This window comes from Streptomyces sp. NPDC024687, assembly GCF_055559055.1.
Window position 1 is genome coordinate 719,343 of sequence record NZ_JBVHLJ010000004.1, and the last position, 13,015, is coordinate 732,357.

The 13,015-nt window shown below is 72.0% G+C and carries 15 protein-coding genes; 7 read left to right on the plus strand and 8 right to left on the minus strand.

The features are described 5' to 3' along the window. Positions 1-2: 2 nt before the first annotated feature. Together ACZ39I_RS19905 and ACZ39I_RS19910 are read right to left on the minus strand one after the other, a co-directional pair. Complete coding sequence (locus tag ACZ39I_RS19905) at positions 3-1,100, minus strand: baeRF3 domain-containing protein (RefSeq protein WP_467245659.1); 1,098 nt, start codon at positions 1,098-1,100, stop codon at positions 3-5. A gap of 96 nt (positions 1,101-1,196) precedes the next feature. After that, positions 1,197-1,625 (minus strand): PaaI family thioesterase, encoded by a 429-nt coding sequence (locus ACZ39I_RS19910; protein WP_393601562.1) that lies wholly within the window; start codon positions 1,623-1,625, stop codon positions 1,197-1,199. A 67-nt stretch (positions 1,626-1,692) separates the two neighbouring features. Here ACZ39I_RS19910 and ACZ39I_RS19915 point away from each other — a divergent pair, with 67 nt between their 5' ends. Further along, positions 1,693-2,121 carry a MarR family winged helix-turn-helix transcriptional regulator gene (locus ACZ39I_RS19915; RefSeq protein ID WP_467245660.1) on the plus strand — a complete coding sequence of 143 codons (429 nt, stop codon included), beginning with the start codon at positions 1,693-1,695 and terminating at the stop codon, positions 2,119-2,121. Between the two features lie 34 nt (positions 2,122-2,155). Here ACZ39I_RS19915 and ACZ39I_RS19920 read toward each other — a convergent pair whose 3' ends face one another. The 3 genes from ACZ39I_RS19920 to ACZ39I_RS19930 form a co-directional block, all read right to left on the minus strand. Further along, a complete protein-coding gene (locus tag ACZ39I_RS19920; RefSeq protein ID WP_467245661.1) occupies positions 2,156-3,742 on the minus strand; it encodes an alpha/beta hydrolase in 1,587 nt (528 codons plus the stop codon). Positions 3,743-3,911: 169 nt separating this feature from the next. Further along, positions 3,912-4,391 (minus strand): nucleoside deaminase, encoded by a 480-nt coding sequence (locus ACZ39I_RS19925; RefSeq protein ID WP_467245662.1) that lies wholly within the window; start codon positions 4,389-4,391, stop codon positions 3,912-3,914. Between the two features lie 15 nt (positions 4,392-4,406). Beyond that, positions 4,407-5,606, minus strand: coding sequence for an MFS transporter (locus ACZ39I_RS19930; protein ID WP_467245663.1), 1,200 nt, complete (start codon positions 5,604-5,606; stop codon positions 4,407-4,409). Between the two features lie 58 nt (positions 5,607-5,664). Between ACZ39I_RS19930 and ACZ39I_RS19935 the strand changes: the two genes are divergently transcribed. From ACZ39I_RS19935 to ACZ39I_RS19945, 3 genes are read left to right on the plus strand one after another with little or no spacing between them, the layout of a single operon-like run. Next, positions 5,665-6,042, plus strand: coding sequence for a MerR family transcriptional regulator (locus ACZ39I_RS19935; RefSeq protein ID WP_451475404.1), 378 nt, complete (start codon positions 5,665-5,667; stop codon positions 6,040-6,042). A 41-nt stretch (positions 6,043-6,083) separates the two neighbouring features. After that, a complete protein-coding gene (locus tag ACZ39I_RS19940; RefSeq protein ID WP_467245664.1) occupies positions 6,084-6,860 on the plus strand; it encodes a GNAT family N-acetyltransferase in 777 nt (258 codons plus the stop codon). A gap of 55 nt (positions 6,861-6,915) precedes the next feature. Continuing rightward, entirely contained in the window at positions 6,916-7,839 is a 924-nt protein-coding gene (locus tag ACZ39I_RS19945; RefSeq protein ID WP_467245665.1) for an NAD-dependent epimerase/dehydratase family protein, read from the plus strand. On the opposite strand, the gene ACZ39I_RS19950 is transcribed toward ACZ39I_RS19945, so the two are convergent. Further along, the gene (locus ACZ39I_RS19950) at positions 7,840-8,721 is read right to left on the minus strand and encodes a GNAT family N-acetyltransferase (protein ID WP_467245666.1); all 882 of its coding nucleotides are present in this window, start codon (positions 8,719-8,721) and stop codon (positions 7,840-7,842) included. Positions 8,722-8,893: 172 nt separating this feature from the next. Next, complete coding sequence (locus tag ACZ39I_RS19955; protein WP_352386050.1) at positions 8,894-9,157, minus strand: GlsB/YeaQ/YmgE family stress response membrane protein; 264 nt, start codon at positions 9,155-9,157, stop codon at positions 8,894-8,896. Positions 9,158-9,387: 230 nt separating this feature from the next. Here ACZ39I_RS19955 and ACZ39I_RS19960 point away from each other — a divergent pair, with 230 nt between their 5' ends. Together ACZ39I_RS19960 and ACZ39I_RS19965 are read left to right on the plus strand one after the other, a co-directional pair. Continuing rightward, positions 9,388-10,830, plus strand: a complete 1,443-nt coding sequence (locus ACZ39I_RS19960; protein ID WP_467245667.1) for a hydrolase — start codon at positions 9,388-9,390, stop codon at positions 10,828-10,830. Between the two features lie 157 nt (positions 10,831-10,987). Further along, positions 10,988-11,713, plus strand: a complete 726-nt coding sequence (locus ACZ39I_RS19965; protein ID WP_467245669.1) for a phosphotransferase family protein — start codon at positions 10,988-10,990, stop codon at positions 11,711-11,713. Positions 11,714-11,781: 68 nt separating this feature from the next. Here ACZ39I_RS19965 and ACZ39I_RS19970 read toward each other — a convergent pair whose 3' ends face one another. Further along, complete coding sequence (locus tag ACZ39I_RS19970) at positions 11,782-11,940, minus strand: hypothetical protein (protein WP_467245715.1); 159 nt, start codon at positions 11,938-11,940, stop codon at positions 11,782-11,784. A gap of 97 nt (positions 11,941-12,037) precedes the next feature. On the opposite strand from ACZ39I_RS19970, the gene ACZ39I_RS19975 reads away from it, so the two are divergent. Then, complete coding sequence (locus ACZ39I_RS19975; RefSeq protein WP_467245671.1) at positions 12,038-13,009, plus strand: MerR family transcriptional regulator; 972 nt, start codon at positions 12,038-12,040, stop codon at positions 13,007-13,009. The last annotated feature ends 6 nt before the right edge of the window (positions 13,010-13,015 follow it).

Below are 13,015 nucleotides of genomic sequence, written 5' to 3' on the forward strand. Positions count from 1 at the left end.
CGTCAGAACCGCAGCACACCCGCGATGCCGTCGGCGCCGCCCAGCGTGCCGTCCGGTACGAAGCGGACGTCGGCGCCGGTGTCCAGGCACTGTTCGACGATCTCGTCCACGATGTCCTCGCGGGCGTCGAGGTCGCCGCTCTCGGCCGGGACCAGATGATCGCCGTCCTCGTCGCGGACCGTCACCCGGTAGTTCTCCTCGACGGCCAGCAGCCGCAGTCGGCCCTCCCGGGCGCTCTGCCAGATCTCGTCGACGCCGGCCGCGAACGCCCGCCGTCCGCGCGCCGATTCGAGCTCGCGGGTCACCGCGTCGGTGCTCTTGCGGGCATCCTCGGCGACCTGCGGCCGGACCGCCTGCCACACCGCCTCCGGGGTGCCGTGCGCGAGCCCGCCGTGCGGGACGTGCACCGCGTCCCTGGTGACGCCGCCGACCTCGTGCAGGGCGGACAGCGCCGCGGTCTCGCCGGTGATGTACAGCGGGCGCGGGTCCTCGCGCAGCACCTTGGTCATCACCGAGTCGGCGTCCCGCAGGAAGTGCCGCGTGTCTTCGTCCCGGTAGGTGCTCGGCAGGTCACCGATCCGCTCCAGGCGCTCGGCGTCGAAGTTCTCGCGGGTCCGGGTCAGCGGGAAGCCGCCGGCGCGATGCTCGGCGACCCGGTCGACACCGCCGTTCCAGAGTGTGGCGCGGTCGGCGGAGACCGACAGCACCCAGAACGGCCGCTCGGAGGCCTGTGCGGAGACGAGGTTGCGGGTCAGGAAGGTGTCCGAGAGCACCACGCGCTCCGGCACGGCACGGGCCAGGGACCACACCTGGTGCTCACCCGGCGCGGCGAAGATCACCAGTCCGTCCGCGGTGTGCGTCAGATCGATCTCGGCGAAGGCCTGGTCGAGCTGCCGGGAGACGTCGATGCGCCGCAACCTGGGGATCGCCGGATCGGCCTCCAGCTGCTTCTTGGCCTCGGCCACCACATTGCGCAGCCGGACCGGATCCTGGGCGTTCTCGGGTTCACGGCGGTGGGTCGGCGTCAGCACGGACACCGCCGGATAGGCGCGCGGACGGCGCAGTTCGGAGAGGGTCGCAGGGCTGAGTGCGTGCTCCATAACAGCACCATAGGACCGATCGGCCGATCAGGCATTCGGGGCAACTTGATCGCGCGTACAGGGCATTTCGCTGATACGGCGTCGGCACCCGACGGCTCACGCCGTGAGCGGTGCGAGGACGGCGATCGAGCCCTGCGCCACCGCGCACAGGGTCTCGGCGCCGCCGGCGTCCACGGTGCTCAGGTCGCAGCGGCACACCACACGGGTACGGCCGGCCCGTACGACCCGGGCGCGGGCGCGCAGCAGCTCGCCGCGGGCAGGTCGCAGGAAGTCGATGGAGAAACCGGCGGTGGTCACCGCCGAGCCGGCCACCGAGCCCGCCGCGAACGTGAGGGCGTTGTCCGCCGCGTAGCCGAGCACTCCGCCGTGCAGGGTGCCGTGCTGCTGGAGCAGGTCGCCGCGGATGTCGAACTCGAGGGTCGCCTCTCCCTCCTCGAAGGCCGTCAGCCGGGCGCCGACCAGCCTGCTGAAGGGCTGTGCCGCCAGAACCTTCCGGGCGAGCTCCAAGTCCAGGGTCCGATGCATGCCCACACCTCACTTCGCTAGTGAAGTGAGACTGGCGCGGACCGGGCGCGTCTGTCAACATCGGCCCATGTCCGACCCCGACGACCAGCGTCTCTACTTCCTGCTCCAGCAGGCCGCACACCGCCTGCGCACCGCCGCCGACCGGCGCTGCCTGGCCGCCGCGGGTGTCACCACGGCCCAGCTGGGCGCCCTGTTCGCCGTGCGCGACGAGCCGGGCATCACCCAGCAGGGGCTCGCCCGCACGCTCGGACTGCGCGAGTCGGCGGTGACCGGACTGGTCGGACGGCTGACGGCGGCGGGTCTCGTGGCCAAGGAAGCGCACCCGAGTGAACACCGGGCCGTCGTACTGGAGTTGACCGGCACAGGGGCCGAGGCCCTGCGCGCCGCCCAGCCGGAGATCGACCGCTTCAACGCGGAACTGCGCGAGGTGCTGGGCGACGACGGCTTCACCGGGGCGGCGACGGCCATGCACCGGCTCGCGTACTGGGGGTCCTGAGGCGGACCCCCGGACCCCCGGTCTCCCGTTCGCCTCAGTCGTCGCGTTCGGCCCCGCACGAGCTGCCGTTCGGCGGCAGGCTGCCGTACAGCAGGAAGTCGTCGACCTTGCGGTGCACGCACTTGGAGGAGCCGTAACCGGTGTGGCCCTCGCCCTTGTTGTCGAGGACCACGGCCGAGTCGCCGAGGCGCTTCGCGGTCTCCACGACCCAGCGGTACGGCGTCGCCGGGTCGCCGCGGGTGCCGACGAGCAGCATCTTCGGCGTGCCGACGTCACGCACCTTCTCGCGGATGAAGTCGGTGCCCTTCGGGCGGCCGTAGCACATGAGGTACTCGGTGAGCCGGTAGCGGCCGAAGACCGGGGACGCCTTCTCGTAGGCGGCCCGCAGCCGGGGCAGATCCTTGGTGATCCGGTCGGCTCCGGGGCGGTCGGGATCGTCCGCGCAGTTGACCGCCATCAGAGCCGCCGGAAGATTGTCGAGCGGTACGTCCTCCACGTCGGAGAGGGTGCTGTGGGTCGGGTCGTCGGAGGGCGGGCGGGCGCGGGTGAGGAAACCGGAGCCGCTGCCCGCGAAGGCGAGCACTCCCGTGGTGTCGCCGTCCTCGACCAGTTCGGCGAGCGCCCGCTCCAGTGAGGGCCACAGATCCTCGCTGTAGAGGGCCTGGCTGATGGCGCCCACGAGGTCCTGGCCGGTGAAGGCGGGGCCGAAATCCGTCGGCACCGGGTCCTCGTCCAGTGACGCCACCAGTCGTACGACCTGCTCCCGGGCGCCGCGCGCGTCGGTGCCGAACGGACAGCCGATGTCCTTGACGCACCAGTCGACGAAGTCCTCCAGCGCCGTCTGCTGCCCCGCGGCGCCCGCCACACCCTGCTCGGACAGCGGCTCGGTGAGGGTGTCCACACCGTCCAGCACCAGCCGGCCCACCTTGTCCGGGAACTGGGCCGCGTACACCGCCCCGAGCCGGCTTCCGTAGGAGAAGCCGAGATAGTTGAGCTTCTTGTCACCGACGGCCTGGCGCATGATGTCCAGGTCGCGGGAGGCGTTCACCGTGCCGATGTGGCGGAGCACCGGTCCGGAGTGCTCGGCGCACTGGGCGGCGGCCTTCCGCAACCGCCCGAGCACGGTCCGCGGATCCTGGGCGACGGCCGTCTCGTCGTCGGTGGCCGCAAGCGCCTCGTCGGTGCCGGCGCCGCAGCTGACCGGCGAGGACCTGCCCACGCCGCGCGGATCGAAGGACACCACGTCGTACTCGTCCGTGAGGCCCATGAAGTCGTCACCGCCGGCCGCGAGTCCGGGCACGCCGGCGCCGCCGGGGCCACCGAAGTTCAGCAGCACCGAACCCCGCTTGTGCTCGGCCGTGGACCGGTAGCGGGCGAGTGCCAGGTCGAGGGTGCCCGCGCGGGGCTTCGCGTAGTCGAGGGGAACAGTGACCTTTCCGCACTGCAGGTCGTCGGGGGTCTCCATGCCCACGCACTTCGACCACTTGATCTTCTGGCGGTAGAAGGGCGACAGGTCCGGTCCGGAGCCGTCCGCGGCCACGGCCGGCAGTCCGGCGCCGAGCAGGACCAGCCCCACGGCTCCGGACAGAGCGCATCGCCGCCTCGTCACCTTGGCGAGCATCCATGCCTCCAAGGACGCCCATCGGCGCCCTCCGATCACGATAAGGGGCCCTCCGGCGGCCCGCCTCCGGGCGAGAGGGATCATGGAATGCGCCCTGGCCTGTGCCGGCGTGATGCCCATGGGCCTGGTGTGCCAGAAGTTCGACGAGCGATTCGCTGGGCTCGCTGCGTCAGCCCTGGTGGAACCGGCGGTGCAGGAGCCGTACACGCTCCGTCAGCTCGGGCACCGGGCCCTCGACGACCACCTGAGGGGCCACCTCGTTGACCGGCAGGGTCCGCACCGGTGGCGCCGGCACGCCCAACTCGCCCAGCCACTCGGCGAGTTGTGCGGACGAGGCGACGTACACGATGCGCCCGAGGCCGACCCAGGCGTGCGCGGCGGCGCACATAGGGCAGTGCTCGCCGGAGGTGTACACGGTGGCCGCAGCCCGCTCCCCGGGGGTCAGGTGCGCCGCCGACCAGCGGGCCAGCTCGAACTCGGGGTGCCGGGTGCGGTCACCGGAGGCCACGCGGTTGTGGTCCTCGGCCAGGATCTCACCGGCGGCGCTCACCAGGACCGATCCGAACGGTTCGTCCCCGGCCTCCAGCGCCTCGGCGGCCAGCTCGACGCAGCGGCGCAGATACGGCAGTTCTATGTCCTTCACGACCATGACATGAGCCTAGGATCATCGCCGCTTCGGCGGAAACGCGTTTCGCCGGCCCACGGCGACCACCCCGAGCGCGACCAGCACCAGCGGCAGAGCCGTCCAGGGCAGGGCGCCCGCACCCAGGCCCTCCAAGACCATTCCGCCGGTCAGCGAACCCATCGCGATCCCGGCGTTGTACACCGTGGTCTGCAACGACGTGGCCGCGTCCGCGCGCTCCGGGCCCGAGGCGTCGACCAGCGCCGTCTGGATCAGCGTCGGCGCGCCCCCGAAGGCGACGCCCCACGCGGCAACCGAGACCAGCAGTACACCCGGCACCCCGGCGGCGAGCCCCAGCACCAGCATCACGGCCGCGCACAGCCCCAGCGCCCCGAGGAGCGTCGGCCGCGGATGCCGGTCCACCAGCAGCCCGGTGAGCCAGATGCCCGCCACCGTCGCCGCCCCGAACACCAGCAGGACCACTCCCGTACGGCCGAAGCCGGCGTGCGCCGCGAACGGGGCGACGTACGTGTACATCACCTGGTGCCCCACCAGGAGGAACAGCGTGACGGACAGGACGGCCGGGACGCCCGGCAGCGCGGCGACCCGGACCAGTGGCACGCGCGTGTGCCGCGCCTCGCCGGGGAAACCGGGCACCCGCCACCGCACCCAGCCCACCAGCAGCACCGCGAGCCCGGACAGCAGCCCGAACGCCGTGCGCCAGCCCACCGCCCCGGCCAGCGCCGTGCCGGCCGGGACGCCCAGGGACAGAGCGAGAGTGATCCCGGCGAGCACGATCGCGATGGCCCGGCCGCGCCGCGCGGCCGGCACCATCCGTGCCGCGTACCCGGCGAGCATCGCCCACAGTGTTCCGCCCGCGCACCCGGCCACCAGCCGGGCGGCGAACGTCAGGGGGTACGACGAGGACAGCGCCACGACCGCGTTGCTCACCGCGAAGCAGAGCAGCGCCCCGACGAGCACCCGTCGGCGCGGCAGCCCGCGCAGCAGTGCGGTCAGCGGGATCGCGGCGGCGAAGGACGCGGCCGCGTACCCGGTGACGAGGAAGCCGATCCGGGCCTCCGGGACACCCAGAGCCGGGGCCATGCGGGGCAGCAGTCCCGCGGGCAGCAGCTCGGTCAGCACCGCGGTGAAGGCGGCCGTGGACAGGGCGAGGAGCCCGGACCACGGCAGCGGAGCGGACGCGGGCAGGGCCGTGCCCTTGGCCGGGGAGATGGTGGACATGCGACCATGCTCGGACCTTCACATCAGTGTGAAGGCAAGGGCGACCCGGGAGCGCGTCATGAGGATCGGTGAACTGTCCCGCCGTACGGGAGTCCCCACCAGACTGCTGCGCTACTACGAGGAACAGGATTTGCTCCACCCCGAGCGGGCCGACAACGGCTACCGCGCTTTCGGCGAGGCGGCGGTCCGGGACGTCCAGCAGATCCGCGGGCTGCTGGACTCCGGCCTGACCACGGAGATGATCCGCACGATCCTGCCGTATCTGTCGGGACCGGAGGAGATCCTGCTGCCGCCCGAGCACCTGACACCGGAGACGGCCGCCCTCCTGGAGGCCCACGTCGACCGCATCCAGGCCCGGATCGACTGCCTGGCCCGCAACCGTGACCGGCTCAGCGCCTACCTGGCGTCGGTGCGCGCGGCGGACGTGCGGCCTTAAACGCCATTGCCGCGTGGGCCTCCGGGTGATGAAGTGGGCACATGGATCATGTTGCGGTACTCGCCCTCTTCGACCGGAACATGCGCGAAGGCGCCCAACCGGACGGTCCCGGTGCCCGTGTCGAGCGGGTCGGCAGGGTGGTTCGCCAGGTCGCCGCCGAGCACGGCTGGAACGGCGTGGTCTGGTCCGACCTGGACGAGGCGAGTGTCGACAAGGCGATCGCCGAGCAGATCGCGTACTACACCGGGCTCGGCCTGGAGTTCGAGTGGAAGCTGTACGGGCACGACCTGCCCGTGGATCTGGGAGAGCGGCTCAGGGCGGCCGGGTTCACCCCCGAGCCAGAGGAGACGCTGATGATCGCCGAGGTCGCCGATCTCGTCCTGGACGCGGAACCGCCCGAGGGGATCCGCTTCCTCCCGGTCACCGACCGGGCGGGCGTCGATCTCGTGGCGGACGTGCACGAGAAGGCCTTCGGCACCGACAGCTCCCGGCTGCGGCACCAGTTGCTGGCCCGGCTCCGGGACGACCCCGACACCGTGATCGCGACCGTCGCGCTCGCCGGTGACGAGCCGGTCAGCGCGGCCCGCATGGAGCTGGTGCCCGGCACCCGTTTTGCCGGCCTGTGGGGCGGCGGCACCGTGGAGGGCTGGCGCGGCCGCGGCATCTACCGCGCCCTGGTCGCCCACCGCGCCCGCGCCGCCGTGGAGCGTGGCTACCGCTACCTCCAGGTCGACGCGATGGCCACGAGCCGCCCCATCCTCGAACGCCTCGGGTTCACCCCGCTGACGATCACGCAGCCGCACGTGTACCAGCCGTAGTGCCCGGCGGCGGCCGGGATGTCACATCCGGCCCCGCCCGATCCGTCGCACCGGTATGACGACGAACCAGAGCCAGAGCATCCTTCTCGCAGGGGCGAGCGGGGTCCTCGGCCGCCACATCGCCAGGGCCCTGACCGACGCGGGTCACAAGGTCACCGGACTCGGCCGGAGCGCGGGCAACGGCGTCCGCGCCGACCTCATGGACCGCGACGCCCTGCTGCGCGCGGTGGACGGACAGCACTTCGACACGGTGGTGCACGCTGCGACCGCCCTGCGCAAGGCGCCCATGCGCCACCGCGACATGTACGCCACCGACGCCCTGCGCATCCAGGGCACCGCCCACCTGATCGAGGCGGCCCGGGCCACCGGAGCACGCCGCTTCGTCACCGAGTCGATGGTCTTCGGATACGGCTACGGCGACTTCGGCGACCATCTGATCACCGAGGACGACGAATTCGGCCCGCGCGGCACCGACCCGGAGCTGGAGCGGCACCTCGCCGGTATGCGCACCAAGGAGGAACTCACTTTCGGGGCAGCCGGGTTGGAGGGCATCGCACTCCGCTTCGGCCTCTTCTACGGCCCCGGCGGCACCGAAGCCCTCCTGCCCCTGCTGCGCAGGCGCAGCCTGCCCGCCCCCGCCGACCACGGCCGGGTCCTGCCCTGGGTGGAACTCACCGACGCCGCCCGCGCGGTGGCCGCCGCGGTCGAACACGGGCGCCCCGGACAGGCGTACAACATCGCGGACCGCACGCCCATGGGCTTCCGCGCCCATCTGCTGTCCGTGGCCGAGGAGTTCGGGCTGCCGAAGCCGATGTCCGTGCCCCGGTGGCTGACCAGGCCGATGTCGTACGCGCACACCATGTTCTCGACGAGCATGCGGGTCTCGGCGCGCAAGGCCGAGCGGGAACTGGGGTGGACGCCGGTGTACCCCTCCGGCCGCGAGGGCCTGGCCGCACTGCGGGCCGCCACGATCCGGTGATCACAGGTCGAGCTGGTACTCCACGGCCCGGTGGGTCGGCAGGTATCCGAGGGAGTCGTTGACGGCGAGCATCGGCTTGTTGCTGTCCGCGGTGTCGGTGCACAGCCCGGACAGCGCCGGGTGCCGTTCGAGGGTGTGGCGGACGGCCGCCGCTTTCATCCAGCGGGCGAGGCCATGCCCGCGGTGTTCGGGGAGCACAGCGGTGCCGTAGTGCTGACCGTCGCCCAACCCGTCGCCGGGCACGACCAGTTCGGAGAACCCGACCACGCTTCCGTCCGCCGCGTCCACGACGGCGACGGTGTGCAGCAGCTCGCCGCGCCGCGCGACGGCCTCCGCGGCCGCGACCACGCGCTCCACGTCCCAGACGACCCTGCCGAAGTCGGCGCCCTCCATCGGCATGTCGTCCATCGCCCGCCGCGAGTCGGCGAACGACCGCGCCAGCGCGTCGGGCACGGTGCCCTCCCACTCGATCAATCGGTAGCCGGGGTGGGGCAGTTCGAGGAGCGCGTCGATCGCGGCACGATCGACGTCGGCCAGCGTGAGCCGGGCGTACGTGAGCGCCAGGACCTGCCTGAAGCCCCGTGCGGGCAGGAACAGATCGGCGGGGGAGCCCTGTACGGCCTGGGCGACGACCGACCGCCGTCGCTCCGCCTTCGCCGCTTCCACGGTGGCCTGCAGAAGCCGGGTTCCGATGCCCTGCCGCCGCTCGGCGCCGTGCACCGCGAGCTGCAGTTCGGCGAGGTGCTCCTGCCCCTCCTTGGTGCACAGCCGCAGGAAGGCGGACCCGAGCGGCACACCGTCGTCCCCGGCGGCCAGCCAGGCGAGACGGCGACTGGCGGGGGTGGGCCGGGGATCGGCGAGCGGGATGATGTCGAAGGACAAGCGGGTCTCCGTCACGAGGGAGGGGCGGCGGGCGCTTGAAGCCTGCCGTCGGGCCCCGGCGTCCGCAACAGGATTTGCCGCCGGGGGACCCACACGCACGGCGGCGCGCCGGAGGCTCCGGCGCGCCGCACTCTCGCACGTGCTGGGGCGCTTGCTTCGTCCCGTGAGGCCGTCAGCGGCGCGCCTTCGACCGGTCCAGCGCCGCCACTCCGAGCGCGGCGAGGGCGATCTGGATGAGCCACTCGACCCAGTCGACGCCGTTGGTGTCGGCCACGCCGAAGGCCGCGGCGATCGCCGAGCCGATCAGTGCGGCCACGATGCCGACGAGGATGGTCAACAGAATTCCGATGCGCTGACGGCCGGGCACCACGAGCCGGCCCAGGACACCGATGACGATGCCGATCACGATGGCACTGATGATGCCGCTGACTTCCATCTCCGCCCCTTTTCCGATGAGCAACGATGCCCTCCGGATGCCCGCCGGCGGCGTCGGCAGTCAGGTGGTGTCCCAACCGTCGGTCAACACCCGGTCAATCCTCGGCAGGAGCGCCGGACGGTTCTGTGCAGCCCCTTGGATGTCATGTACGGTCCAAATCGATCGTGTGTCTATGCGCGTAGTTCCCGTCCCGCATCTCCCTTCCCCAACTCCTCACGGAGGTATGCCGGATGCCCGGACTCACCCTTCCCCGCCACAGACTCGGCGCGGTCCTCGCCGGAGTCACCCTCCTCGCCGCAGGTGTCGCCGTACAGGCCACCCCCGCCGCCGCTGCCACCCCGCACCGGATCCTCTTCGACAACGCCCACGCCGAGACGGCCGGAAACGCGGACTGGATCGTCTCCACCAGCCAGCCCGACCCCCTCGGGCAGGACTCCTCGCCCTCCGCCGAGACCGACTGGACCGGCGCCCTCTCCTCCTGGGGCGTCGCCCTGCAGAAGACCGGCGACTACAGCCTCAAGACCGCGACGAGCGCCCTCACCTACGGCGGCTCCTCCGCCACCGACCTGTCGAACTTCGACACCCTGGTGCTGCCCGAACCCAACACGCTGTTCACGACCGCCGAGAAGACGGCGATCATGACCTTCGTGAAGAACGGCGGCGGGCTGTTCATGATCTCCGACCACACCGGCGCCGACCGCAACAACGACGGCGAGGACGCGCTCGAGATCCTCAACGACCTGATGAGCAACAACAGCGTCGACTCCACCGACCCGTTCGGCTTCTCCATCGACTCCCTGAGCATCAGCTCCGACTATCCGTCGGCCATCAGCGACAGCAGCAACCCCGTCCTGCACGGCTCCTTCGGCACGGTCACCAAGAGCCTCATCGCCAGCGGCACCACGGCCACCCTCAAGCCCGCCGACAACGCGAACGTCAAGGGCCTGCTCTACCGCACCGGTTACTCCGGCAACACCGGTGCCTTCTTCGCGACGAGCACCTTCGGCAGCGGACGCGTCGCCTTCTGGGGCGACAGCTCACCCATCGACGACGGCACCGGCCAGTCCGGCAACACCCTCTACGACGGCTGGAACGACTCCGGCGCCACCAACGCGGCCCTCGCCCTCAACGCCACCGAGTGGCTGTCCGGCGGGAGCGGAAGCGGCAGCGGCGGCGGGGACGGCGGCGGCGGTTCCACCTGCACGTCGGCACAGCTTCTGGGCAACAACGGCTTCGAGTCGGGCAGTTCGACCTGGACCGCGAGCAGCGGTGTGATCACCAACTCCGGCAGCGAGTCCGCCCGCACCGGCTCCTACTACGCCTGGCTCGACGGCTACGGCTCCGCGCGCACCGACACCCTGTCCCAGTCGGTGACCGTCCCCTCCGCGTGCACCACGGCCACGCTCAGCTTCTACCTGCACGTCGACACCGCCGAGACCTCCACCAGCACCGCCTACGACACCCTCAAGGTGCAGGTCCTCAACAACTCGGGCACGGTACTGAGCACCCTGGCCACGTACTCGAACCTCAACGCGGCCTCCGGCTACACCCAGCGCAGTTTCAACCTGGCGGCCTACGCGGGCCAGAACGTCACCCTCAAGTTCACCGGCACGGAGGGCTCCACGCTCCAGACGTCGTTCGTCATCGACGACACGGCACTGAACGTCAGTTGATCCCGGCCGGGCTGCTACCTCGGCCGCGATGTCGATCACCGTGCGCCCATCGTCGAGCAGTGACCCGTTCGCCCCTTCCGTCCCTCGGCGCGACACTGGACGCCGTAGCCTTGGAAAGCGCACCAAAGGGGTGCGATGCCCGGGGAGGCGGCCGGAGATGGAGGAGTCGGTGCTCGGCGGCGGCGCGGTCAACCTGGTCGTCCGGGTCGGGGACACCGTGCGGCGCCCGCCGTCCGAACGGTCTTGCTTCGTGCGGGAGTTGCTCGCCCTGTTCGAGAGGGCGGGCTGGCCGGGGGCGCCGCGGTTCCTCGGCGTCGACGAACTCGGCCGGGAGACCTTCGGTCATATCGAGGGGCGGGCCGCCGTGAGCCCGCGCGAGCGCGCCGCGGTCCGAACCGACGAGGCCCTCGCGGAGGTTGCCCGACTCGTCCGCGTCTTCCATGACCTGACCCACGGGACAGCGCTCGCCGGGGACCGTGACGTCGTCTGCCACAACGACCTCGCACCGAAGAACACCGTGTACGCCGCGGGGCGGCCCGCCGCGTTCATCGACTGGGACCTTGCCGCTCCGGGCGAGCGGATGCACGACCTCGCCCACGTGTGCTGGCAGTACCTCGACCTGGGGCCGGACGTGGCGGAGGTAGGGGAGACCGCCCGCCGTATCCGGCTGATCTGTGATGCCTACGGCCTCGACCGGCGGGACGGGTTGCTGGACAGGGTGCTGTGGTGGCAGGACCGGTGCCTGCGGGGGATCGAGGCGGGCGCGTTCCGGGGAGAGCGGGCCATGATCCGGCTGCGCGAGCAGGGAGCCGTGGACGAGGTGCGGGCCGCGATGGAGTGGGTGGCGGGTCACCGGCGTGAACTCGGCGCCTGCCTGGGGTGAGTGCCGTCTCCTGTGCCGAGGGATCCGCTACGGCCTGGGGGCGCTCTTCGCCGCCGTGACGGTGCACATCAGCCCCAGGAGCAGGCCCAGCTGAGGCCGTACATGCGCTCAGGGGGCTGGGTGAATCCGAGCGCCAGCAGACCGAGCATGCGGGCCTGGCGTTCCCGCATTTCCGGAGCGTCGGGGTGGTTCGCGATGTCACCTCGGCTGTGTGAGAGGTAGGCCATGATTCGTCTCCTTCGACTTCTGGCGCCCGATCGCGGCCGGTGCGGTGGCTGAGCAAGGTCAGGGACTTGCGTCGGTTCTGCGTCGTATAGTCGCTCCATGAGTGGGACCAGCCTCACCACAGGTGCCCTCGCCCGGCGGCTGGGGGTGTCGCCCACCACGCTGCGCTCCTGGGACCGCCGCTACGGCATCGGCCCTGTCGTCCGCACCGACGGCAGGCACCGCCGCTGGACGCCGCGGGACGTCGCCGTGCTGGAGGCGATGTGCCGGCTCACCGCCGCGGGTGTGCCGCCCGCCGAGGCGGCCCGCGCGGCCAAGGAGCAAGGCGGCGGCGCGGTCGCGCCGAGGACACCGGATCCCGCGGCCGGCGCACGGTCCCGGGCGGCCGGCCCGCTCCCCCTGGGCGATGTGCGCCAGGAGTGCCGTGGTCTCGCCCGCGCAGCCGTACGCCTGGACGCGCCCGCCGTGGAGGAGCAGTTGACCGCGGCGGTCGAGATCCACGGCCTCGCCGTCGCCTGGCAGGAGGTGATGGTGCCCACGCTGCACGCGGTGGGCCGCAAGTGGGCCTCGTCCGGGGACCGTTACGTCGAGGTCGAGCACCTGCTGTCCTGGCACATGTCCACCGCGCTGCGCCGCCGCACCCGTCCCCCGGCCCGACAGGGCGACCCGCTCGGCCCCGGGCCGGTCGTGCTGGCCTGCGTCCCCGGTGAGCAGCACACACTGGCACTGGAGGCACTCAACGCCGGCCTGGGTGAACTGGGCGTGCCCACCAGGATGTTGGGGGCCGCCGTACCCGCGGAGGCGCTGACTGCCGCGGTGGACCGGCTCGGCCCGGCGGCCGTCGTCCTGTGGGCGCAGGCCCGCTCCACGGCGAGCCTGCCGCTGGCCCGGCACATCGCCGACGCCCAGTGGGGGGTGAAGGGCGCCCGCAGAAGGCCGGTGGTGATGCTGGGCGGGTCCGGCTGGCTCGGCCGCTCCGCCCCGGGAATGCTGCGGCCGACGGCCTTCGAGGACGCCCTTGACGCCCTGGCCCGCCTGTACACGGCCGAAGCGCCTCCGACATCCGGCTGACCTCAG

Bases quoted from the DNA above. Each gene is read 5' to 3' on its own strand.
- ACZ39I_RS19925 (WP_467245662.1), bottom strand. From the start codon at position 4,391: ATGGTCGTGAAGGACATAGAACTGCCGTATCTGCGCCGCTGCGTCGAG.
- ACZ39I_RS19970 (WP_467245715.1), bottom strand. From the start codon at position 11,940: ATGGCCTACCTCTCACACAGCCGAGGTGACATCGCGAACCACCCCGAC.
- ACZ39I_RS19920 (WP_467245661.1), bottom strand. From the start codon at position 3,742: ATGCTCGCCAAGGTGACGAGGCGGCGATGCGCTCTGTCCGGAGCCGTG.
- ACZ39I_RS19945 (WP_467245665.1), top strand. From the start codon at position 6,916: ATGACGACGAACCAGAGCCAGAGCATCCTTCTCGCAGGGGCGAGCGGG.
- ACZ39I_RS19965 (WP_467245669.1), top strand. From the start codon at position 10,988: ATGGAGGAGTCGGTGCTCGGCGGCGGCGCGGTCAACCTGGTCGTCCGG.
- ACZ39I_RS19910 (WP_393601562.1), bottom strand. From the start codon at position 1,625: ATGCATCGGACCCTGGACTTGGAGCTCGCCCGGAAGGTTCTGGCGGCA.
- ACZ39I_RS19955 (WP_352386050.1), bottom strand. From the start codon at position 9,157: ATGGAAGTCAGCGGCATCATCAGTGCCATCGTGATCGGCATCGTCATC.
- ACZ39I_RS19905 (WP_467245659.1), bottom strand. From the start codon at position 1,100: ATGGAGCACGCACTCAGCCCTGCGACCCTCTCCGAACTGCGCCGTCCG.
- ACZ39I_RS19935 (WP_451475404.1), top strand. From the start codon at position 5,665: ATGAGGATCGGTGAACTGTCCCGCCGTACGGGAGTCCCCACCAGACTG.
- ACZ39I_RS19960 (WP_467245667.1), top strand. From the start codon at position 9,388: ATGCCCGGACTCACCCTTCCCCGCCACAGACTCGGCGCGGTCCTCGCC.
- ACZ39I_RS19975 (WP_467245671.1), top strand. From the start codon at position 12,038: ATGAGTGGGACCAGCCTCACCACAGGTGCCCTCGCCCGGCGGCTGGGG.
- ACZ39I_RS19940 (WP_467245664.1), top strand. From the start codon at position 6,084: ATGGATCATGTTGCGGTACTCGCCCTCTTCGACCGGAACATGCGCGAA.
- ACZ39I_RS19915 (WP_467245660.1), top strand. From the start codon at position 1,693: ATGTCCGACCCCGACGACCAGCGTCTCTACTTCCTGCTCCAGCAGGCC.
- ACZ39I_RS19930 (WP_467245663.1), bottom strand. From the start codon at position 5,606: ATGTCCACCATCTCCCCGGCCAAGGGCACGGCCCTGCCCGCGTCCGCT.